The organism is Candidatus Pelagibacter sp. HTCC7211 (assembly GCF_000155895.1).
Classification (GTDB): domain Bacteria; phylum Pseudomonadota; class Alphaproteobacteria; order Pelagibacterales; family Pelagibacteraceae; genus Pelagibacter.
Genome location: NZ_DS995298.1, coordinates 925332 through 945394 on the forward strand (window position 1 = coordinate 925332; position 20063 = coordinate 945394).

Sequence of the window (20063 nt, forward strand, 5' to 3'; positions counted from 1 at the left end):
TTATCAAGTCTAATTAAGTTCAATAAAAAGATCTTTAATATTTAATTGTAAAACCTTATTATTATTCCAATAATTTTGATGAATTTGAGCAATTACATGTACATTTTTTTTATATGTCAAAAGATATTTGCCAAGTTTTGTATTTAGTGAATTGAAGCATATAGATTTAATAAATTTACCTACTTTAGGTTTAAAAATAACATTAATATGTTTTTCATTAAAAGTTTTTACTTTAGTTATTTTTAGATTTTTAATTAGAAAAGTAGGAATAGGATTTCTGTTACCATAAGGTCCTATTTTATTAATTTCGTTAACAAAATCCATATTAATTGCATTAGGTGAAATTTCTGCTTCGTAGGTATTAACCAAACTTGTTTTTTTATTTTTGAGCGCAAAATCTTTTAACATAAAATCTTCTAAATCTTTAAGCTTATTTTTTTTCATTGAAAAACCAGCTGCCATATTATGTCCACCTCCGTTTTGAATTAATTTTTTATCAACTAGTTTTTTGATTACGTTACCAATATTATAATTAATTGTTGATCTAGCTGATCCCTTTAGTATCTCTTGTGATGAAGTTATTACTATTGAAGGTTTATTAAAATAATCTTTTAGTCTTGAAGCGATAATACCAATAAGACCTTCTTTAATTGTAGGATTGTAATAAATAATAACATCTTTATTTTCTTTTTCCAATTTAGCAAAATTAATTTCATTTAATATTTTTTGTTCAATATCTTTTCTAATATTATTAAGTCTTATTAATTCATTCAATTTTGCTTTAACAAAATTAGGATTTTCAGAAATTAATAAATCAGCAGCAATACGTGAATCAGATATTCTACCACCTGAATTTATTATCGGACCAATAAAAAATCCAAGATCTTCAATAGTAAGATTATTTCTTTTATTACATAATTCATATAAAGTTCTAAATACAACGTTATCTTTTATCTTAAAATCCTTGATAATATTTAAACCAATATATCTGTTAATTTTTCTCAATGGCATCACATCACAAACTAAAGCTAATAAGACATAAATTAAATAATTTGTAATATCAAAAGATGATTTAATCTTTTTAATAAAAATTTCTAAAAAGAAATAAGTTAGTGTTGTTGCGCAGTAATAGTCTTTAGATAGATTATTAATATTTTTTTTTGGATTTATAATTACATTAGCTTTTGGATATGGTTTATCTATTTCATGATGATCGATTATTATTGATTTAATCTTCTTATCATTTAAATAAGCTATCGATTGATTCGCTGTTGATCCACAGTCTACCATTATTACTAGCTTAGGTTTTTTTAGTATCAATTTTTTAAACACTGAATTACTAGGACCATATCCGTCGCGCTCTCTATCAGGTATGTAAAAAAAATAAGGCTGTTTAATATAATCAAAAAATTTAGCTAATAAAGATGTTGCTGCTGATCCATCAACATCATAATCACCAAATATACATATAAGTTCTTTATTATTAATACTTTTTTCTAAGAGTAAAGAGGCATTAATAAAATCTTTATCATTTTTGAATTCATTTCGGATTACAGAGGGATTTTCTATACTATAAATTTCTTTATAATTAAAATTTCTAGAAATAATCAATTTTGAAACGATTTCACTAAAATTAAAATCTTGTTTAATTTTTTCAATGGAATTTTTGCTAATTTTTTCTTCAATCCATTTTTTTCCTGAAACGGATATCATTCATTAATTAAATTAGTTTTTTTTATTATTTTTTTAAAATTCGAACTTTTATGAGTAACCAATGTTTCAGACTCAATTCTATTATCGTTTAATTTAATACCTTTTAAAATTTTGCTGTCAGTAATTCCAGTAGCACAAAAAATTGAGTCGCCTTTAACTATTTCATTTAATTCATATTTTTTGTTTAGATCATAAATTCCCATTTTTTTTGCATCTTTAATGTCTTGATCATTATCAAATATAAATCTTCCTTGAAAATGACAATCATAAGCATCTAAAGCAGATGCAGCCAGAACTCCTTCTGGACCACCACCAATACCTAAAAATATATCAACTTCATATTTAGGGTCAGAAACAAAAAGAGCCCCAAGGACATCACCGTCAGAAATTAATTTAATTTTCACATTTAGATCTTTAAGTTGATCAATTATTTTTTTATGTCTTGGTCTGTCTAAAATACAAGCTGTAATGGATGATATTTCTTTATTCTTAAAATCTGATAAATTTTTAATATTTTTTTCTATTGTAAAATCTAAATCAATTAAACTTTTATCAATTTTTCCAGTAGCAATTTTGCTCATGTATGTTTCGGGAGCATTGAACAGATTATTTTTTTCAGCAATTGCTAATACTGCTATACCACCAGGCAGGTTGTTTGCTACAAAGTTTGTTCCTTCTACTGGATCTACAGCTATGTCTAAAGTAGGACCTCTTTTGTTTCCAAGTATTTCACCCGTATATAACATAGGAGCCTCATCAAGCGAACCTTCACCAATAACAACTTTACCAATCATATCAATTTTGTTTAGTTCAGATCTCATTGAGTCAACTGCTGCTTGATCGGCAGCATTTTTATCTTTTTTACCAACAAGATACGATGCAGCATTGGCTGCTTTTACTGTAACATTTACAAATTGATCAACAAATTTTTTATCTAATGTCATTAAATTTTTTGATCTATAAAATCATTTTGGTTAATTTTTGACTCAAATTCTCTTAGTCGTTTATAAACACTTGCTAATTCGATTATTGTTGGCCAAGCTTTAAGTATATATTGCATTGAACCTTCTACCCTTCCAAAGGCCCTTATTATTTGTTGCATAACTCCTAAAGTCACAGCTCCTGCTACAATTGCTGGTGCTAAAAATACATAAGCAGATAACACATTTGCCTGCAAATAAGCAATTCTACCAATATTAAAATATAAATACCTAATATAACTAAGAAAATGAATTTGTCTTACACCATCAAAAAGTTCTTCAATTGATTTAGGTCTTACTGATCCGTCATCTTCTGCTACTACTAATATTTTTCGATAAGCAGCTTCTTTTTTTTGTAGATCATACTCGACACCAACCAATCTTAAAATTAATCCTAAAAATATTAAAAATATTGTTCCTCCTACAGACCAAATGAGTGCACCAACAATTAAACCATAGTCCCAATCACCAAAAAAGAATATGGGTATACTTACACTTAAACCAAATAGTATAGGCATAAATTCGACTAATATCATCAATGCTTCAATTAAACTAGTTCCTAAAGATTCCATTATTCTTGAAAATTTAATTGTATCTTCTTGAACTCTTTGAGAAGCACCTTCTATTTTACGAGCTTTGTCATAAACGCTATGGTACCATTCTACCATTGCCGTTCTCCATCTAAATAAATAATGTGAAGTAAAAAAGCTTACTATTACTGCAACACCAACATATATTGCTGCAAGTGTAATAAATGATAACAAGCTAGCCCAATATTCTTCTATAGTAACTGCATTAGGTTCACCTAACGCTTTTTGTATCATATCATAAAACTGACCAAACCATTCATTAATCTTAACATCTATTTTTACTTGAACCCACAAAGATGATAAAATTATTGCTGAACCAAACCAAGACCATAAAATCCATTTTTTAAGTTTAAAAAATCTAAACATTCATTATTTCAAAAAATTATCTGCATATGATTTTTTTACAGTTTTTCTTTTTTTAGGTTCAATCAACTCAAAATCTATTTTCTTTTTTTTTGCATAGTTTATAGCAAGCTCTTTAGAAGAGAATTCTAATTTTAATTCTGTTAAAGTGTCTGATGAACTTTCCCATCCCATCAGTGGATTTTTAGTGGGATCTTTGGTTCTAAATTCTAAAATCCATTTTTCATTTTTAGCTATTCCTGATTGCATAGGATTTTTATTTGGAATGTAAATTATTGCTTTATTCATAATACATGGTCGGAGTGGCAGGATTCGAACCTGCGACCCTCTGGTCCCAAACCAGATGCGCTACCAGGCTGCGCTACACTCCGATCGATGTACTATTACAGTACATTTTAATTATTTCAAAGTGTAAAGATTAGCAAAATTCGAGTTTTTTTATGAAAATCTGTTATATAAGTAGAAATGATTATTAGTTGTCCTTCTTGTCATAAAAAATTTAAAATTGAAGATGCTTTAATTCCATCTAAAGGTCGTAACCTTCAATGTGGCTCCTGTAATCATAATTGGTTTTATAAAATTGAACATAAAATTGCTGAACCACTTAAGTTGGAAGTAAATATCGAGGAAAAAATTGAACCATCCGATGATAATGTATTAATTTCTGATACTTCTGAGTCATTAAAAGCAAAATTAGAAAAAGAATTAGATAATGATGTTAAGAATGACTATATTATTCAAAATAGCGATTTACCTAAAAAATCTGAAAATATTACATTTAGTAAGTTTTTATCATATATAATTGTTTCGATTATTTCATTTGCTGTTTTTGTTATTTTAATTGATACGTTAAAAACACCATTAATTGATATTTTTCCTGGATTAGAAATCCTTTTATTTAACCTTTTTGAAACATTGCAAGATATTAAACTATTTATTATAGACCTATCTTAATTACATATGATTAACTATTTATCCAAACCTTTTAAGTGGTTTTTTAAACTAGAAGCAGCAAGTGGCCTTGTATTGTTATTCGCCGCAATAGTTGCATTATTTGTTAGCAACTCAGATTTGGCAGAATTATATTTTTCTACTTTAAATAAATATCTATTTATAGGAATAAATAATTTTGGATTAAAATTATCTGTACTGCACTGGATAAATGATGCCTTGATGGCTATTTTCTTTTTTTTTGTTACTTTAGAAATAAAACGAGAGTTTTTACAAGGCGAACTTTCAAATATTAAACAGGCTTTATTGCCAATAATAGCTGCCGTAGGTGGAATGCTAGTGCCTGCATTATTTTATGTTTTTATAAATTTAGGTGATAGTGAAACATTAAATGGTTGGGCAATACCATCTGCCACTGATATTGCTTTTTCTTTAGGTGTTTTATCTTTGCTTGGTAAAAGAGTCCCATTATCTTTAAAAGTTTTTTTAACAGCCTTAGCAATTATTGATGATTTAGGAGCAATTGTGATAATTGCCCTTTTTTACTCAGGAGATTTAAGCATAAAGTATTTAACCTTAATGTTATTGGCTTTTATAATCTTGTTAGTAATTAATAAGTTTAACATTAAAAAGTTTTTGCCCTATCTAATTATTGGAATTTTCCTTTGGGATTTTACTCATAACTCAGGTATACATGCGACCATTGCGGGAGTTTTGTTAGCTATAACAATCCCACACAGAAAAAAAGAAAAAGATTTTTCTTTATTAATTAAAGTAGAGCATGCAATCAGTCCATATGTTGCTTTTGGCATAATGCCTTTATTTGCTTTTGCAAATGCTGGTGTTTCTTTAGAAGGTTTATCTTTTGCTTCATTATTAGATAAAGTCCCTCTAGGTATTGTGCTAGGACTATTCTTAGGCAAACAATTAGGTGTATTTGTATTTTCTTATGTATCAATAAAATTAAAAGTAGCTCAAATGCCCAACAACACAAGTTGGTACAATTTTTATGGTGTCGGAGTTCTCACAGGAATTGGTTTCACAATGAGTTTATTTGTTGGAAATTTAGCTTTTGTTGAAAACATGCAATATATGGATGGCGTAAAAATTGGTGTATTAACAGGATCGTTATTATCAACTTTATTTGGTTACTTTTTAATATTACTTACTCCAAATAAACCTAATCAATGAGAAAAATAATATTTTTATTATCTATATTTATGCTTTTTTTTAAAACATCAGCAACAGCAAATTATGAAAAAAAATTTTATGATTTCAGTATTGAAAGTATAAATGGTGAAAAAATTGATTTTAAAGATTACAAGAATAGAGTTATTTTAGTTGTGAATACTGCCAGCTATTGCGGATTTACCAAACAATATGGTGAATTACAGGAATTGTGGGATTTATATAAAGAAAAAGGATTAATAGTTTTAGGTGTTCCATCTAATTCGTTCAATCAAGAAAAAAATAATAATGCAGCTGTTAAAGAATTTTGTGAAGTGAACTTTAATATTAACTTTCCTCTAACAGTTATAACCGAAGTAAAAGGTAAAAATTCTCATGATCTTTTTAAATGGGCTAAGCAAAATCATGGTAAATCAGCTGAACCTAAGTGGAATTTTCATAAAATTTTGATTAATAAGGATGGTAAGGTTGAAGATACATTTGCATCTTTTACAAAACCTTTGTCAAAAAAATTAATAAAGGCTATAGAAAATATCTTATAGGTTTAAAGTTAGTCCATCATGCGCCGGAATAACGTTTTTAGGCACTAATTTTTTCAATACTTTATAGTCAAGTACTGGAGAAAGATTAGTTAAGATAGCTTTTTTTGGTTTAAGATAATTTATAAGATTTAAGGATTTTTCTAAATTTAAATGAGATGGGTGAAAATTATACCACAGACAATCTACGATAAGATATTTTAAATTTTTAAAATATTTTAAGTCTTTTTTTAAAATCTCACTAACGTCACTTATATAAGCTAATTCTCTGTTTATAATATAACAAATTGAGTTAACATTGCCATGTATGACTGATATTGGCTTAACTTCAATTTTTTTTATGGAACTATTAACAAATAAGTTATTTTTTGTATTAATCTTATTTAATTTTAATGTTGCAGGATATTCCTTTGAATAACTTTTAAAACAAAAAGAAAAATTATCTTTTAAATATTGTGATGTTGACTTATCAGCAAAAACTTCGATTGGTTTTTTATTACTTAGGTAAAATGATCGTAAATCATTGATACCATGAGTTTGATCAGCGTGCATATGAGAGTAAAAAACTTTATTAATTTTTTTTATTTTATGTCTTAGTAATTGTTGACGTAAATCAGGAGAAGTATCTATAAGAACATTTTCTTTTTCAGTTTTAATAAGAGCTGAACATCTCGTTCTATAATTTTTTTTTTCATTAGGATCGCAGTTGCCAAAAAAACCATCTGGACGTGGAACACCCATTGAACTACCACAACCTAAAATTATAAATTTCATTTTAAAATTAATTAAAAAAAAGACTATTAAAATTAGAAGTTGTTATTTTAATAAGCTCTTCTTTAGGAATTCCTTTAATATCAGCTAATTTTTTTGCTGTATGGTCAATAAATGAGGGTTCATTTTTCTTACCTCTATTAGGCACAGGTGCCAAAAACGGACTATCTGTTTCAATCAAAATTTTATCTAACGGTAATAATTTAAAAGTGTTTTGTAAATCTAAAGAATTTTTAAATGTAATAATTCCACTTGCAGAAAAAAAGGCATTTAGAGATTGAAGTTTATTTGCAAATTCTAAAGATCCTGTAAAGCAATGCATTAATATTTTAAGATTTTTATCCTTATATTCATTTAAAATTTCAAATGTTTCATTTTCTGCATCTCTTGAGTGAATTATTAAAGGAACATTTGACTTTATCGAGGCCTCAATATGTTTATAAAAACTTTTTATTTGTTTTTCTTTATCACTATTATTATAAAAAAAATCTAGGCCAGTTTCACCAATACCTATAATTTTAGGATTTTCATTTAAATTTTTAACAATTTCATCTGAAGTAATTATATCACTGTCAGCTTCATGAGGGTGTATGCCAATAGTGCCGTAAATTATATCATCAAGATTTACGATATCTTTAACTCTATTAAAACTTTCAAAAGAAGTAGAGATAGTTAATAATTTTTCTATACCAACATTTTTAGATCGTCGTATTATATTTGGCAAGTCATTAATAAGAGGTTCGTGATCTAAGTGACAATGTGAATCAATCATTATTTTTTTCTATTTTTTTAAAAAGAATATCTATTTTATTAATATTACTACCTTTTACTAAAAAATCATTATTTTCAATTGATGAAAAATTTATATCTTTTTCAGTTAAATTAAAAATTTTTAAAGCCTTTAATGAAGAATTGGGAATTATTGGGAATAATAAAAAACTTATCTTTCTCACAATTTCTAATGTAGTGTAAACTATAGTATTTAATCTAAGTTGATCATCTTTTTTTTTCCATGGTTCTTGATCATTAAAATATTTATTAGCCTCAAACAATGAATTGATAATATAATCAATATAAAAGTTAATATCTTGATTATCAATTTTTTCTCTAATATTTTCTAAATTATTCATATATTTATTAAGTATTTCCAAATCTTCTTTTTGAAAATCTATTTGTTTGGGAATTTTACTTTCACAATTTTTTATTGCAAAAGCTGTTACCCGTTGACATAGGTTACCAAAGTTATTAGCTAAATCACTATTTATACAATCTTCTAATCTCTCTTGTGAAATATTTCCATCATTACCAAATGAAACTTCTTTAATTAGATAATATCTTAAGGGGTCTAAGCCATATTCTTTTATTATTTCTAATGGATCAAGTATATTACCCTTTGATTTAGACATTTTTTCATTATCGGAGAGAATCCAACCGTGACCATATACTTTTGTAGGTAATTCAATTTTAGCAGCCAGTAAAAAAGCTGGCCAATATACAGCATGAAATCTAAGTATATCTTTACCTATTAGATGAATTGATGCCGGCCAAAAATTTTTAAATAACTCATCATTTGCATTTGGAAAATTTAATGCGCTTAAATAGTTAGTTAAAGCATCCAACCAAACATAAATTACATGATCATTGTTATTTGGAACTTTTATACCCCATGAGAAACTTTTTCTACTAACGGATAAATCTTTTAAGCCACTTTTAACAAAACTTATTACTTCATTCCTTCTTGATTCAGGGGCAATGAAATCGGGATGTGATTTGTAATAATCAAGAAGCGGTTTTTCCCATTTTGATAAACGAAAAAAATAAGACTCCTCCTCTATCCATTCAACTTTTGATTTTGAAGAGATTGCAACTTTATTTTCATCAATTGTCTCGATTTCATCATCATTATAAAATGCTTCATCAGATACAGAGTACCAACCTGAATATTTTGATAGATAAATATAGTCATTTTTCTCAAGTTCTTTCCATAAGTATTGGACTGTTTTTTTATGTCTTTCCTCAGTAGTTCGAATAAAATCTGTGTTAGTTAAATTAAGAGTTTTTGATAAATTTCTGAATGTTTGACTTATTTGATCACAAAATTCTAAAGTATCAATATTTTGCTTTTCAGCAGCTCTTTGTATTTTTAATCCATGTTCATCCGTACCAGTTAAAAAATAAACATTAAAACCATCCATTTTTTTAAATCTTGCAAAAAAGTCAGCAATAATACTTGAATAAGCATGGCCCATATGAGGTTTCGCAGAAGGATAATAGATAGGTGTAGTTATATAGTAATTCTTATCCATTAAATACTTTATCTTCAAATTCCATTAAAAGTGCTTCTTCGTCCAAATTAAACTTTTTTGTATCATTAATCTTTTTTAAAAAATAATCTTTTATATTGATTAAACTAATATCATCAACTGAAATTTTTGATCTTAAATAAAATTCTATCAAAGAATAAATTAGTTCATTAATGATTAAATCTTTTTTATAATGTTTATTTTTGATAATAAAAAATATTAAATCTTTTAAATTCATTTCTTTTAAATTTAAGTCAAATTGATTTTGTAGATTTATTAAATTTAATAATTGTCTAGGTGTATTATAATAATTTATTAAGTTTATATTTAATAAATCATAAATATTATTATCTAAAATCTTATTTATGGTATCAATTGATTGTTCAAAGTTTAATTGAATCTTAAAATTTAAACATCTTGATTTTAAAGTAGGTAAAATTTTTTTATTATTATTAATTAATATAAAATTAATATTGTCATTAGGTTCTTCTAGAATCTTGAGTAGAGCATTTACGGAATTTAAATTTAATAATTCAATATTATCTATCAATACAATTCTAGGTTTATCGTTAAAAGAAGATTTGTTAAGTGACAAAATTAAATTTCTGATTTGATCTATATCAATATTTTTTTTATCGGCAGAAACATCAATTAATATAAAATTTGGACTCGATTTATTTTGAACTAATTTGAATGATTTATTTTCCGAATTTATTTGAAGATTTTTAGTATCATAAGGATTTTCTTCACTGAGTGATAGTATGTAATTAACCATGTGATAAGCTAAAGTACATTTACCAATACCTTTTTCTCCAGAAAAAAGTATCTTATTAGGCAATTTATTTTTAGAATATAGATTTATTAAACTTTCAAATTTTTTTTTATGAGAAAATAATCTGATTTGATTTGCGGGTTCTAATTTCATTTATCTAAAAAATTAATTTATCTATTTTTTTTAAGATTAATTTTTCATTCAATTTAATATCTAAGTTAGAGTTTACCAGATGATATGAATTTTTTTTAAGATTAGCTAATTTCAAAAAACCGTTTTGAACTTTATTGTAGAAATTCATATTGAATTTATCATATCTATTTAATTTTTTTCTTTTTTTTAATCTTAAATATAAGTTTTTTTTATTAACAAGATTTAAAAAGGTAAAGCTGACAGATATATTGTCTAATAAAAATTTATGTATCAAATTAATTATTTTTATATCTATACCCATTCCATAATGCTGATAAGCTATTGTTGAATCTGTAAACCTATCTATTAGTATAATTTTCTTTTTATAATACTTTTTAATAGTTTTTATATTTTCGCTTCTAGCTGCTAAATATAAAAGTAAATCAGTATTCTTATTAAAATCAGATTTATTATTAAGTATAAGTTTTCTAATTTTTTCAGAATTTGGATTTCCACCCGGTTCACGAATTTTTATATAATTTATTTTTTTTTTATCTAAATATTTTGAAACAATAGATATATGGTGACTTTTCCCACTTCCTTCTATACCTTCAAAAACAATAATAGGTTTTTTAGACATCACCCCAAATAAGGTAATTTATAGATTTAAATAGTCTAGATAAAAAATTTACTTTTTTAACTTCTTTTGATGATAGAAGGTCGTATTCACCAATTAATTCTTCATCGTAAACAACTTTAAGTGTTGCAATTTTTTCATTTTTTTTAATTGGTGCTTCAATTGGACCATCATAATTAACAGATACTTTTAATAATTTTTTTTTAGCTTTTTTTATAGTTTTATAAATATCTTGTCTTGCGTATGATTGAACAAAGTTTTCCTTACCTAGCCAAACATCTATTTTGTAAAAAGGTTCATTCGCCTTTGTTATTTGAACTAGATCATAATTCGTAAGTCCATATGTAAGTAGTTTTATACTTTCTCTTGAACGAGAATTTTTAGAATTAAATCCACTTCCAACAGCAATAAGTCTTCTGCCATTTCTATTTATTGAAGATGCTAACGAGTATTTTTCATAAGACAAATATCCAGTTTTTATGCCATCGGCATCTAAATTTTTATATAGTAATGGATTTCTATTTCCTTGAGTAATTGGGTCACCACCTGTCCTGTCCCAAGTAAATTTTTTTTCTTTAAAATATTTATAATAATCAGGATAGTTTTTAATCAAATATTTAGACATAATCATTATATCTCTAACTGTTGAGAGATTATCTGGTGAATTAATACCTGATGAATTTGAAAAATTAGTATTTTCCATACCAATTTCTTTTGCTTTTTCAGTCATTAAAATTGCAAATTCATCTTCTGTACCAGCTATCCCTTCTGCCAAAGCAACACAGGCATCATTACCTGATGAAATTATTATTCCTTTTAATAAGTTTTCGACTGAAATCTGATCACCTACCATTATAAACATTGATGAATATCCTGACTCAGATAATCTCCAAGCATTTTCTGAAACTATAAACTTATCATCAAGACTAAGCTCGCCGTTTTTAATTAAATCAAAAGCAATTATTGATGTCATAATTTTTGTCATTGATGCTGGAAAAATTTTTCTATCTGGATCTTTTTCGTACAAAATTTCATCTGAATGATAGTCTAGTAATATTGCAGTCCTAGCTTTTACATCGAAATTTGCGTTCGCAAAATTAGTTAAGGGTAAACATAAAATTATATAAATTAATATTTTTTTAAACATTTTTTAAAATTTCTAAATTTTCAAAATTTAACGATTTCATTTCATTAAAAGACTCTTCAATTTTTTTTATATCATTAAATGGGCCTAATAATACCCTATATTTAGTATTCGCTAATTTTTCTATAATAGGATTTTTTAAATTAGTTTCATCCTTAATTCTTTTAATCATACTTTCTGCTGAGTCTTTGTAGTAGAAGTCTGCTATTTTTATAGAATACGAAAATTTAACTAAATTTGTTTGTTCTTTTTTTTTTATTTCTGCACCTAAATTATCGATCTTAATACCATCTACAGGTACTTTTTCTGCAACTTTTTTTTCTGCTTCAAATGTTTTTGCTTTTTTCGCTATAAAAGTAGAATTTTGAGATATTAATACTAATTCGATGTAAGGTTCATCTAAGTTAAGTGAGAGTTCTTCAGCTATTCTATTTGTTATTACAGAGTTATAAAACTCAGAAAATTTTACATTATTTGAGATAACTTTTGCAATTATTGTTTTTTGATTTGATGGATTTGTAATTTTAACAAATGAGTCTTTTCTTAAATTTTTATGAAATATAATTAAAGATCTTTCATCAATCTTTTTTGAAATCTTTTTTTCATTTTTAAGTGAATTATTATAAACTAACGTAAATCCAGTATTTTTATATTTTTGTTCAGAGATAACATTTATTTTGTCATCTTTATGAATCTCTTGATTGCATGCTGATAAAATAAAAAATGTAATTATTAATAATAAAAATTTAAAATTCATTTTTAAATTTATCTTTCAAAGTACATACAGCTAATGAAAATCTTAAAGATCTATTCCATTGAAGAATAATTTCATAATTATCAAAAACTACATATGCAGGACTTAAATTTTCTGCATCAGGTATTATATCTTTATCTGGAGTTATAATCGCTACATTAAAGTCATCTAAATTTTGATTTAAAAAAGAATTATTATTTATATAATTTCTAAAATATTTTAATTTTTTTTTATTATTAAGCTTTTTAGCAGAAACGTTAAGATACTTTTTTGGAATATCATTTGATAGACTTATTTTATAAAAACATGGTTGATTAATTTTCCAGCCTATCTTTTTTAAATAATTAGCAGCGGATGCATATGCATCAACATTATTTTTTAGATCTATGTAATTATTATCATCATAATCTATTGCATAATTTTTCATAGTTGATGGCATAAATTGAAAAAATCCAAATGCACCAGCCCAAGATCCATATAATGTTTTATAATCAATTTGTTTTTTTTCTATTAAATTTAATAATATTAATAGCTCATTAGTGAAAAATTCTGATCTTCTTTTGTCATAACTTAGAGTTGCTAATGATGAAAGTATGTCCATTTTTCCAACATAAGTACCAAAATTAGTTTCTATACCCATTAAAGATAAAAGTAATTCTTTCTCAATATTAAATTCTTTTTCTATTGAATTTATTAAATCAATATTTTTTTTATAAAGAATCAATCCTTTAGAAACTTTTTTATCTGATGTTCTTTTTGATATATATGTTTTGGTATCTTCATAAAATTCAGGTTGATATCTGTCATATTTAATTACATTTGGTAAAAATTTAGTATTAGACATAACTGTATCAAATGTTTTTTCCGAGATATTATTTTGTAAAGCAATTTTTTTAAAATTTTTCTTCCATTTTTGAAATTCTAAATTTTCATCTGAAAAAGCTGGTATAAAATTAAATATAAGAAAAATTACTATTGAACTAATCAGTTTCATATAAGTCTTTTAAATATATAATTACAGCAATCCAAATAAAAATAAAGCTTACTAATTTTGTTATTGAAAAAGGCTCTTCATAATAAAAAAAACCAAGTAAAAACTGAAGAGTTGGTGTGATATAAAAAATCATTCCAGTAGGTCCTAGCCCGCTCAATTCAACACCTCTTACATATAGAAATAATGGTATCACAGTCATAGGACCAGCTAAAAATATAAACAGCATCATTGGTGGATTAGATAATTGAAAATCATTATGATTATTTGAGGCAATTAGATAAAAAGCTAAAGCTGCAAATGGCAATATATATAAACTTTCTATTAACAAACCGATATCAGTATCTATATTAATTTTTTTTCTAATTAAATTATAAAAACCCCAGCTTAGAGCTACAATTAAACCTACCCAGGGTAATGATTTAAAGCTTACTAATATTAAATATAATATTGAAAATATAACAAGTATAATTGAAAATATTCTTTTTTTATTAAGTTTTTCTTTAAAAAATATATAGCCAAGTAATACACTTAATATAGGCATCATAAAATAACCAAAGCTTGCATCAATTATTCTATCTGTTGCAATTGCATATATCCATACAGCCCAATTTATAAATATAAGTAATCCTGAAAAAAAAAGATAAATTAAATATTTTTTATTTTTTATAATATTAAAAAAAATATCCCATTTAGAAAAAAAGAAAGTTGATATTATTAATGTAAATGTGGTCCAAAGACATCTATGAACAACAAGTTCTACATGACCAATATAAGCTATATATTTAAAATAAAGTACACCAATAAACCCCCACCAAAAAGAACCAAAACCAGCTAGCAATAACCCTTTGTTAAAATCTTTATTCATTGGAAACTTATTGTCTATTAATAATAGCTTTTATTAGACTATTTTATGGTTGAATTAAATAATTATAATAATAAAACCTTTTGCACGGAGAGATGGCTGAGCGGTTGAAAGCACCGGTCTTGAAAACCGGCAAAGGGGCAACTCTTTCCTGGGTTCGAATCCCAGTCTCTCCGCCATATATTATTAATCTTCGTTATTATATTTAAAATTTTTAAATAATTTAAGTACATTGGTTTCATCAATTTTAATTTCGTTATCAATACCGTTAAAAAAATTATAGAGACTTGTGTCATCAATATCTAATAATTTTTCTAAATCTATTAATTCATCTTGGTTTAATTGATTAATATATTTTTTTGTGAAAGCGCCTAAAAGCTTATCCATTTCTTTGGTTCCTCTATAATTGGATCTGTAAATAATTTTTTTTTTTAATTGATCTATATTGAAGTTCATAATTAGAATATATTAGTTGAATATGAATAATAAAAGTAATTATCAATATTTATTATCAGATTTGACTGCTTTAAAAGGTGTTGGAATTAAAACCACTAATTTACTCAAGAAAAAAAACATAAATAATATATTTGATTTATTGTGGAAATTACCAAAATCATCCACAGATAGAAGTTTTTCTACTAAAATTGTAGAGCTTCGTATTGGTGTTGAGCAAACTGTTACAATTGTTCCTCAAAAATATTTATTTCCTAGAATAAGAAATCTACCAAATAAAGTTTTGTGCAAAGATGAAACTGGAGAAATAGATTGTATTTTTTTCAATAGTTATGAAGGGTATGTCAAAAAGATTCTTCCTATTGGCAAGGAGATAACTGTAAGTGGTAAAATTGGTTATTTTAGAAATAGATATCAATTAACTAATCCAAAATATATTTCAGAAGATGCGTCTCTAATAAAACAATCTCACAATACTTACTCTCTTACAGAGGGTATATCTGAGAAAATATATAATAAAATTATAAATCAAATTATTGAAAATTTACCTATCTTGAATGAATGGCATACCAAAAGTATATTGAAGAGATTTGATAATATTAGTTGGAATGACTCAATAAAAGCTTTGCACAAACCAGATAATATAGGTGCCTATAAAAATAATTTTTATCAAAGACTTGCTTTTGATGAAATATTTTCAACTTTTTTAGTTAATTCTGAAATAAGAAAAAAAATAAAAAAAAATAAAAAATTAAATAAAGTTTTGAATATTCAAAAACAAAACAATTTGATCAAAACATTAGATTTTTCTCTCACAACAGATCAAATTAAATCATTAAAAGAAATTAATAATGATTTAAGCTCTTCTAATAAAATGTTTAGACTTTTACAAGGTGACGTTGGAAGTGGAAAAACAATAGTATCATTACTAGCTGCATATAATAGTGTTAATGCAGGATTTCAGGTAGCAGTAATGGCTCCTACTGAAATTCTAGCGAGACAACATTTTACTTTAGCAAAAAAAATTTTTTCTAAAAATTTAAGATTAGAATTAATTTCTGGTAAATCTATATATAAAGAAAAAAAAGTTATATTAGATAATCTTTGTAATCATAAAATTGATATAATATTTGGAACTCATGCGATATTTCAAAAAAAAGTAAATTTTAAAAAACTTGGATTAATTATTATTGATGAACAACACAAGTTTGGTGTTAATCAAAGAAAAAGATTATCTGATAAAGGTGGTGTTGACTGTGATGTTTTATTAATGACAGCAACCCCTATTCCAAGAACTTTGACAATGACTGTATATGGAGACATGGACCTTTCAATTATACGTGAAAAACCTCAATCAAGAAAACCAATAAAAACATACAGCAAATTAGAAAGTAAAGTTGATGATGTTATTCAATTTATTAAAAAAGAAATCAAATTAGGAAACCAAATATTTTGGGTGTGTCCATTAATTGATGAGTCTAAAAAAATTGATTATTCATCAGCTATTAAAAAATTTGAATTTCTGAAAGAAAAATTTCCTAATAAAGTATCCTTATTACATGGAAAAACTGATACTGAGGAAAAAGAAAAAATTTTGAATAATTTTTTAAACAAAAAATTTGATATATTGGTTTCAACCACAATAATTGAAGTGGGAATAGATTTCCCTAATGCCAATGTAATTATCATAGAAAATGCTAATAAATTTGGATTATCACAATTGCACCAACTAAGAGGTAGAGTTGGTAGAGGTGATAAAGACTCAACATGTATATTAATGTTCAAATCTAACTTAAGTGAAAATGCAAAAAAAAGAATTAATATTTTGAAACAAAATAATGATGGCTTTATTATTTCTGAAGAAGATATGAAAATAAGAGGATTTGGAGATATTTTAGGATTTAAGCAAAGTGGTATTAAGAATTTTAAGTTAGCTGATCCTATTCATAATAATGATTTATTTCTTTTGGCAGAAAAAGAAATGAGAAGAATTGAAAAATCTAATGAAGATATTTCTAGATATAAACCTTTAGTAAAATTATACGATAGAGCTGATATAATTAACGATTTAGCCTAAGACTTTTTTGTAGATGTCCCTGCTGAAACAATAAATTTAGAAGCTTCTTCAAAACTCATATTTAGATAAATTACATCTTCTATTGGAAACATTAATAAAAAACCACTGGTAGGGTTAGGTGTGGTTGGAACAAAAACATTTATTAATTTTTTGTTGGTTTTTTCTGCCATTTCACCAGCATTTTCTTTTGTCGCAAACCCAACAGCCCAAACATCTTTTCTTGGGTATTCAACTAGAACAACACTTTTTTTATTATCATCCTTTTTAGAAAATGTTTCGGTCATTTGAACAATTGCCGAATAAACAGTTCTCAAAAAAGGAATTCTTTTAAAAAGATCATCAATCAATTTTAAAATTCTTCTTCCAAAAAAAGATAAAGAAATACCACCAACAAAAGTTATAAAAATTATTGAAATAACAATTTCAACCCCTGGTATGTTAAAAGGTAAATAACTATTAGGATTGATATTTTTAGGAATTAAATTTGAAGATATTCCAATTAAAATCTTACTAAGATAAAGTGTAAATCCAATTGGTATTAAGACAACTACACCTGCTATAAAATAATTTCTTAGAGTTAATGATATAGATTTTTTATTTGGGTTTTTAGCCATAAGATCAATTAAAACTTGAGTAAATAACAAAACTAATTGCAATAATAAATAGAACTAATAAAATTTTATTATTAAGATTCATTTATAATGTTATTATCAATTTTATGCAAAAATGAATAGAAGAAAATTCTTATCATACATAGGTTGTGGTTGTTGTGGCTTCATTCTACCCTCTTGTACAACAGCTCCAATAACTGAACGAAAACAATTAAAAATTGTTTCAGAAGCTAATTTAAATGCTCGAGCTGCTAAAATTTATGAAAAAATTAAAGAAAAAGAAAAAATGAGTGATGATATAAATACACTTAATGAAATTAAAGAAATAGGAAAAAGAATGGAAGATTCTATTTCAGAATATTTTGATAGAGAAAATTTAGATGACCCGACAAAAAATTTTGATTGGGAATATATCTTAATAGATAAAAAGAAAGTACGTAATGCATGGTGTATGCCAGGAGGAAAGATTGCAGTATACACTGGTATTTTAGATGCAACAAAAAATACAAATGGTCTTGCCGCAGTAATGGGTCATGAAATTGCCCACGCAGTTGCAAAACATTCTGTAGAAAGAGCTAGTAGAGGAACTTTATTAAATCTTGGAACTAAAATTATTGATGTAGCCAGTGGTGGGATTTTATCTGATATCAACAGAACTACAGGACAAAACACTATTGGTTTACTTGCTCAACTTGGAATTTTAAATCCATTTAATAGAAAACAAGAAAGCGAAGCAGATTATTTAGGAATGATTTTTTCTTCATTATCAGGCTATGATATTAGAGAAACTACTAAAATATGGGAGAGAATGAAGAAACTTAATAAAGGAAAAGAACCTCCAGAATTTATGAGCACACATCCATCTTCAGATAATAGAATTAGAGATTTAAACGAAAAAATGAATGAAGTGATTTTAGATTATCCTCCAATAAAACTTACTTAATTTAAATAGTGGTGAGCCCTGATGGACTCGAACCATCGACCCATTCCTTAAAAGGGAATTGCTCTACCAACTGAGCTAAGGGCCCCCAGATATTCAAATTGAATAGTTGTTATATACAGAATTATTTAAATTTTTCAAACGTCAAATTGAACAAAAAAATAAAATTCTACTACAACTTTTCAATGTATTTATCATGAAATTGATCAAATGTACCTTCAGAAATATTCTTTCTAATAGCTTGCATTAATTCTTGATAAAAATTTATATTATGAAGCGTTAAAAGCATCGAAGCTAACATCTCATTAGTGTTAAATAAATGATTTAAATAATTTTTTGAGTATTTGTTAAGGTTTAAATTATTACAATTAGAGTCTAAAGGTGTATTGTCATTCTGATATTTATTGTTTTTAATATTAATTCTTCCATCCCAAGTAAATGCCAAACCAGTTCTGCCAGATCTAGTGGGTAAAACACAATCAAACATATCAATACCTCTTTTTACAGCACCAATTAGATCTGAAGGGGTGCCCACACCCATTAAATAATGCGGTCTATCATTTGGAAGATGTTCTTTAATATCATCTAATACTTTAAACATTTCACTTTGAGACTCTCCAACCGCTAATCCACCCATCGCATATCCATCAAAACCAATTTTGATTAGTTCATTTAAAGATTTTATTCTTAAATCTTTGAACAATCCTCCTTGAACAATACCAAAAAGTGCTTTGTGAGGATTTTGTCCAAATGCTTTTTTTGATCTCTCTGCCCAATACAAAGATAAGTTCATTGATTTTTTAATTAATTCATAGTCATTTGATTTTTTAGGACATTCATCCATAATCATTACTATGTCTGAGTTAAGACCAAGTTGAATTCTTATACTTTCTTCAGGACTTAAAAAAAACTTCTTACCATCTACATGAGAATTAAAAATTGCTCCTTTTTCTCTATCAATTTTATTTAGTTTTGATAATGACATAACTTGAAAACCACCAGAGTCTGTAAGTATAGGCATACTGCAATTCATGAACTCATGCAGACCACCTGCTGATTTAATTCTATCAACACCAGGTCTAATCATTAAATGATAAGTGTTAGATAATATAATTTCTGAACCAGTTTTTTTAATATCATCTATTGTACAAGCTTTAACTGTTGCTTGTGTTCCAACAGGCATGAATGCAGGTGTATTAATATTACCCCTATGTGTTTCTATTAATCCACATCTTGCAAATTTATCTTGATGTAAAACTTTAAAGGCAAATTTTTTTAATGCCATTTAA

General features: G+C 25.9%; 21 protein-coding genes and 3 tRNA genes. 6 read left to right on the forward strand and 18 right to left on the reverse strand.

Translation table 11 applies throughout. The features are described 5' to 3' along the window. Window positions 1-9: 9 nt before the first annotated feature. The 5 genes from recJ to PB7211_RS05030 form a co-directional block, all read right to left on the reverse strand. Complete coding sequence (gene recJ / locus PB7211_RS05010) at window positions 10-1713, reverse strand: single-stranded-DNA-specific exonuclease RecJ (protein WP_008544297.1); 1704 nt, start codon at window positions 1711-1713, stop codon at window positions 10-12. Then, window positions 1710-2657 carry a class II fructose-bisphosphatase gene (glpX, locus tag PB7211_RS05015; RefSeq protein ID WP_008544505.1) on the reverse strand — a complete coding sequence of 316 codons (948 nt, stop codon included), beginning with the start codon at window positions 2655-2657 and terminating at the stop codon, window positions 1710-1712. The genes recJ and glpX overlap by 4 nt, the downstream gene beginning before the upstream one ends. Continuing rightward, on the reverse strand, window positions 2657-3649 hold the full coding sequence (locus tag PB7211_RS05020; protein WP_008546101.1) for a putative transporter: 993 nt from the start codon (window positions 3647-3649) through the stop codon (window positions 2657-2659). Before PB7211_RS05020 ends, glpX begins: the two co-directional genes overlap by 1 nt. A gap of 3 nt (window positions 3650-3652) precedes the next feature. Then, window positions 3653-3934 (reverse strand): ETC complex I subunit, encoded by a 282-nt coding sequence (locus tag PB7211_RS05025; RefSeq protein ID WP_008544869.1) that lies wholly within the window; start codon window positions 3932-3934, stop codon window positions 3653-3655. Window positions 3935-3940: 6 nt separating this feature from the next. Continuing rightward, window positions 3941-4017, reverse strand: a tRNA-Pro gene (locus PB7211_RS05030). Window positions 4018-4111: 94 nt separating this feature from the next. On the opposite strand from PB7211_RS05030, the gene PB7211_RS05035 reads away from it, so the two are divergent. The 3 genes from PB7211_RS05035 to PB7211_RS05045 are packed head-to-tail and all read left to right on the forward strand — an operon-like array spanning window position 4112 to window position 6327. Further along, a complete protein-coding gene (locus PB7211_RS05035) occupies window positions 4112-4600 on the forward strand; it encodes a zinc-ribbon domain-containing protein (protein WP_008545777.1) in 489 nt (162 codons plus the stop codon). A gap of 6 nt (window positions 4601-4606) precedes the next feature. Then, a complete protein-coding gene (gene nhaA / locus PB7211_RS05040) occupies window positions 4607-5788 on the forward strand; it encodes a Na+/H+ antiporter NhaA (protein ID WP_008544072.1) in 1182 nt (393 codons plus the stop codon). Next, window positions 5785-6327 carry a glutathione peroxidase gene (locus PB7211_RS05045; RefSeq protein ID WP_156773048.1) on the forward strand — a complete coding sequence of 181 codons (543 nt, stop codon included), beginning with the start codon at window positions 5785-5787 and terminating at the stop codon, window positions 6325-6327. Before nhaA ends, PB7211_RS05045 begins: the two co-directional genes overlap by 4 nt. Here the strand turns inward: PB7211_RS05045 and PB7211_RS05050 are convergent. The 9 genes from PB7211_RS05050 to rarD are packed head-to-tail and all read right to left on the reverse strand — an operon-like array spanning window position 6322 to window position 14696. Continuing rightward, a complete protein-coding gene (locus PB7211_RS05050) occupies window positions 6322-7098 on the reverse strand; it encodes an MBL fold metallo-hydrolase (RefSeq protein ID WP_008545261.1) in 777 nt (258 codons plus the stop codon). The two genes, PB7211_RS05045 and PB7211_RS05050, sit on opposite strands and share 6 nt — an antisense overlap. A gap of 7 nt (window positions 7099-7105) precedes the next feature. Beyond that, window positions 7106-7867: a TatD family hydrolase gene (locus tag PB7211_RS05055; protein WP_008544333.1), complete on the reverse strand. Its 762-nt coding sequence runs from the start codon at window positions 7865-7867 to the stop codon at window positions 7106-7108. Then, entirely contained in the window at window positions 7860-9401 is a 1542-nt protein-coding gene (metG, locus tag PB7211_RS05060; protein ID WP_034399055.1) for a methionine--tRNA ligase, read from the reverse strand. The genes PB7211_RS05055 and metG overlap by 8 nt, the downstream gene beginning before the upstream one ends. After that, window positions 9394-10323 carry an AAA family ATPase gene (locus PB7211_RS05065; RefSeq protein WP_008545868.1) on the reverse strand — a complete coding sequence of 310 codons (930 nt, stop codon included), beginning with the start codon at window positions 10321-10323 and terminating at the stop codon, window positions 9394-9396. The genes metG and PB7211_RS05065 overlap by 8 nt, the downstream gene beginning before the upstream one ends. Before the next feature lie 4 nt (window positions 10324-10327). After that, complete coding sequence (gene tmk / locus PB7211_RS05070) at window positions 10328-10942, reverse strand: dTMP kinase (RefSeq protein WP_008544438.1); 615 nt, start codon at window positions 10940-10942, stop codon at window positions 10328-10330. Next, window positions 10935-12086, reverse strand: a complete 1152-nt coding sequence (locus PB7211_RS05075) for a D-alanyl-D-alanine carboxypeptidase family protein (RefSeq protein ID WP_008545266.1) — start codon at window positions 12084-12086, stop codon at window positions 10935-10937. The genes tmk and PB7211_RS05075 overlap by 8 nt, the downstream gene beginning before the upstream one ends. Then, window positions 12079-12840, reverse strand: coding sequence for an SPOR domain-containing protein (locus tag PB7211_RS05080; RefSeq protein WP_008544923.1), 762 nt, complete (start codon window positions 12838-12840; stop codon window positions 12079-12081). Before PB7211_RS05080 ends, PB7211_RS05075 begins: the two co-directional genes overlap by 8 nt. Further along, window positions 12830-13831: a lytic murein transglycosylase gene (locus PB7211_RS05085; RefSeq protein WP_008544702.1), complete on the reverse strand. Its 1002-nt coding sequence runs from the start codon at window positions 13829-13831 to the stop codon at window positions 12830-12832. The genes PB7211_RS05080 and PB7211_RS05085 overlap by 11 nt, the downstream gene beginning before the upstream one ends. Continuing rightward, window positions 13818-14696 carry an EamA family transporter RarD gene (gene rarD, locus PB7211_RS05090; RefSeq protein WP_008545205.1) on the reverse strand — a complete coding sequence of 293 codons (879 nt, stop codon included), beginning with the start codon at window positions 14694-14696 and terminating at the stop codon, window positions 13818-13820. The genes PB7211_RS05085 and rarD overlap by 14 nt, the downstream gene beginning before the upstream one ends. An 86-nt stretch (window positions 14697-14782) precedes the next feature. Here rarD and PB7211_RS05095 point away from each other — a divergent pair. Beyond that, window positions 14783-14872, forward strand: a tRNA-Ser gene (locus PB7211_RS05095). Between the two features lie 7 nt (window positions 14873-14879). Here PB7211_RS05095 and PB7211_RS05100 read toward each other — a convergent pair. Beyond that, window positions 14880-15149 (reverse strand): succinate dehydrogenase assembly factor 2, encoded by a 270-nt coding sequence (locus PB7211_RS05100; protein WP_008544895.1) that lies wholly within the window; start codon window positions 15147-15149, stop codon window positions 14880-14882. 22 nt (window positions 15150-15171) lie between these two features. Here PB7211_RS05100 and PB7211_RS05105 point away from each other — a divergent pair, with 22 nt between their 5' ends. Continuing rightward, entirely contained in the window at window positions 15172-17223 is a 2052-nt protein-coding gene (locus tag PB7211_RS05105; protein WP_008545960.1) for an ATP-dependent DNA helicase RecG, read from the forward strand. Here PB7211_RS05105 and PB7211_RS05110 read toward each other — a convergent pair. Beyond that, window positions 17220-17837, reverse strand: coding sequence for a DUF502 domain-containing protein (locus PB7211_RS05110; RefSeq protein ID WP_008544752.1), 618 nt, complete (start codon window positions 17835-17837; stop codon window positions 17220-17222). The two genes, PB7211_RS05105 and PB7211_RS05110, sit on opposite strands and share 4 nt — an antisense overlap. A gap of 112 nt (window positions 17838-17949) precedes the next feature. On the opposite strand from PB7211_RS05110, the gene PB7211_RS05115 reads away from it, so the two are divergent. Further along, window positions 17950-18777, forward strand: a complete 828-nt coding sequence (locus tag PB7211_RS05115) for a M48 family metallopeptidase (RefSeq protein WP_008545161.1) — start codon at window positions 17950-17952, stop codon at window positions 18775-18777. Between the two features lie 9 nt (window positions 18778-18786). Here PB7211_RS05115 and PB7211_RS05120 read toward each other — a convergent pair. Together PB7211_RS05120 and tgt are read right to left on the reverse strand one after the other, a co-directional pair. Beyond that, a tRNA-Lys gene (locus tag PB7211_RS05120) sits at window positions 18787-18862 on the reverse strand. A gap of 84 nt (window positions 18863-18946) precedes the next feature. Continuing rightward, window positions 18947-20059 carry a tRNA guanosine(34) transglycosylase Tgt gene (tgt, locus tag PB7211_RS05125; protein WP_008545183.1) on the reverse strand — a complete coding sequence of 371 codons (1113 nt, stop codon included), beginning with the start codon at window positions 20057-20059 and terminating at the stop codon, window positions 18947-18949. Window positions 20060-20063: the final 4 nt, after the last annotated feature.

Bases quoted from the DNA above. Each gene is read 5' to 3' on its own strand.
- recJ (WP_008544297.1), bottom strand. From the start codon at position 1,713: ATGATATCCGTTTCAGGAAAAAAATGGATTGAAGAAAAAATTAGCAAA.
- PB7211_RS05100 (WP_008544895.1), bottom strand. From the start codon at position 15,149: ATGAACTTCAATATAGATCAATTAAAAAAAAAAATTATTTACAGATCC.
- PB7211_RS05105 (WP_008545960.1), top strand. From the start codon at position 15,172: ATGAATAATAAAAGTAATTATCAATATTTATTATCAGATTTGACTGCT.
- PB7211_RS05035 (WP_008545777.1), top strand. From the start codon at position 4,112: ATGATTATTAGTTGTCCTTCTTGTCATAAAAAATTTAAAATTGAAGAT.
- nhaA (WP_008544072.1), top strand. From the start codon at position 4,607: ATGATTAACTATTTATCCAAACCTTTTAAGTGGTTTTTTAAACTAGAA.
- PB7211_RS05115 (WP_008545161.1), top strand. From the start codon at position 17,950: ATGAATAGAAGAAAATTCTTATCATACATAGGTTGTGGTTGTTGTGGC.
- metG (WP_034399055.1), bottom strand. From the start codon at position 9,401: ATGGATAAGAATTACTATATAACTACACCTATCTATTATCCTTCTGCG.
- PB7211_RS05020 (WP_008546101.1), bottom strand. From the start codon at position 3,649: ATGTTTAGATTTTTTAAACTTAAAAAATGGATTTTATGGTCTTGGTTT.
- PB7211_RS05065 (WP_008545868.1), bottom strand. From the start codon at position 10,323: ATGAAATTAGAACCCGCAAATCAAATCAGATTATTTTCTCATAAAAAA.
- glpX (WP_008544505.1), bottom strand. From the start codon at position 2,657: ATGACATTAGATAAAAAATTTGTTGATCAATTTGTAAATGTTACAGTA.
- PB7211_RS05080 (WP_008544923.1), bottom strand. From the start codon at position 12,840: ATGAATTTTAAATTTTTATTATTAATAATTACATTTTTTATTTTATCA.
- PB7211_RS05110 (WP_008544752.1), bottom strand. From the start codon at position 17,837: ATGGCTAAAAACCCAAATAAAAAATCTATATCATTAACTCTAAGAAAT.
- PB7211_RS05050 (WP_008545261.1), bottom strand. From the start codon at position 7,098: ATGAAATTTATAATTTTAGGTTGTGGTAGTTCAATGGGTGTTCCACGT.
- tgt (WP_008545183.1), bottom strand. From the start codon at position 20,059: ATGGCATTAAAAAAATTTGCCTTTAAAGTTTTACATCAAGATAAATTT.
- PB7211_RS05055 (WP_008544333.1), bottom strand. From the start codon at position 7,867: ATGATTGATTCACATTGTCACTTAGATCACGAACCTCTTATTAATGAC.
- tmk (WP_008544438.1), bottom strand. From the start codon at position 10,942: ATGTCTAAAAAACCTATTATTGTTTTTGAAGGTATAGAAGGAAGTGGG.
- PB7211_RS05025 (WP_008544869.1), bottom strand. From the start codon at position 3,934: ATGAATAAAGCAATAATTTACATTCCAAATAAAAATCCTATGCAATCA.
- rarD (WP_008545205.1), bottom strand. From the start codon at position 14,696: ATGAATAAAGATTTTAACAAAGGGTTATTGCTAGCTGGTTTTGGTTCT.
- PB7211_RS05085 (WP_008544702.1), bottom strand. From the start codon at position 13,831: ATGAAACTGATTAGTTCAATAGTAATTTTTCTTATATTTAATTTTATA.
- PB7211_RS05045 (WP_156773048.1), top strand. From the start codon at position 5,785: ATGAGAAAAATAATATTTTTATTATCTATATTTATGCTTTTTTTTAAA.
- PB7211_RS05075 (WP_008545266.1), bottom strand. From the start codon at position 12,086: ATGTTTAAAAAAATATTAATTTATATAATTTTATGTTTACCCTTAACT.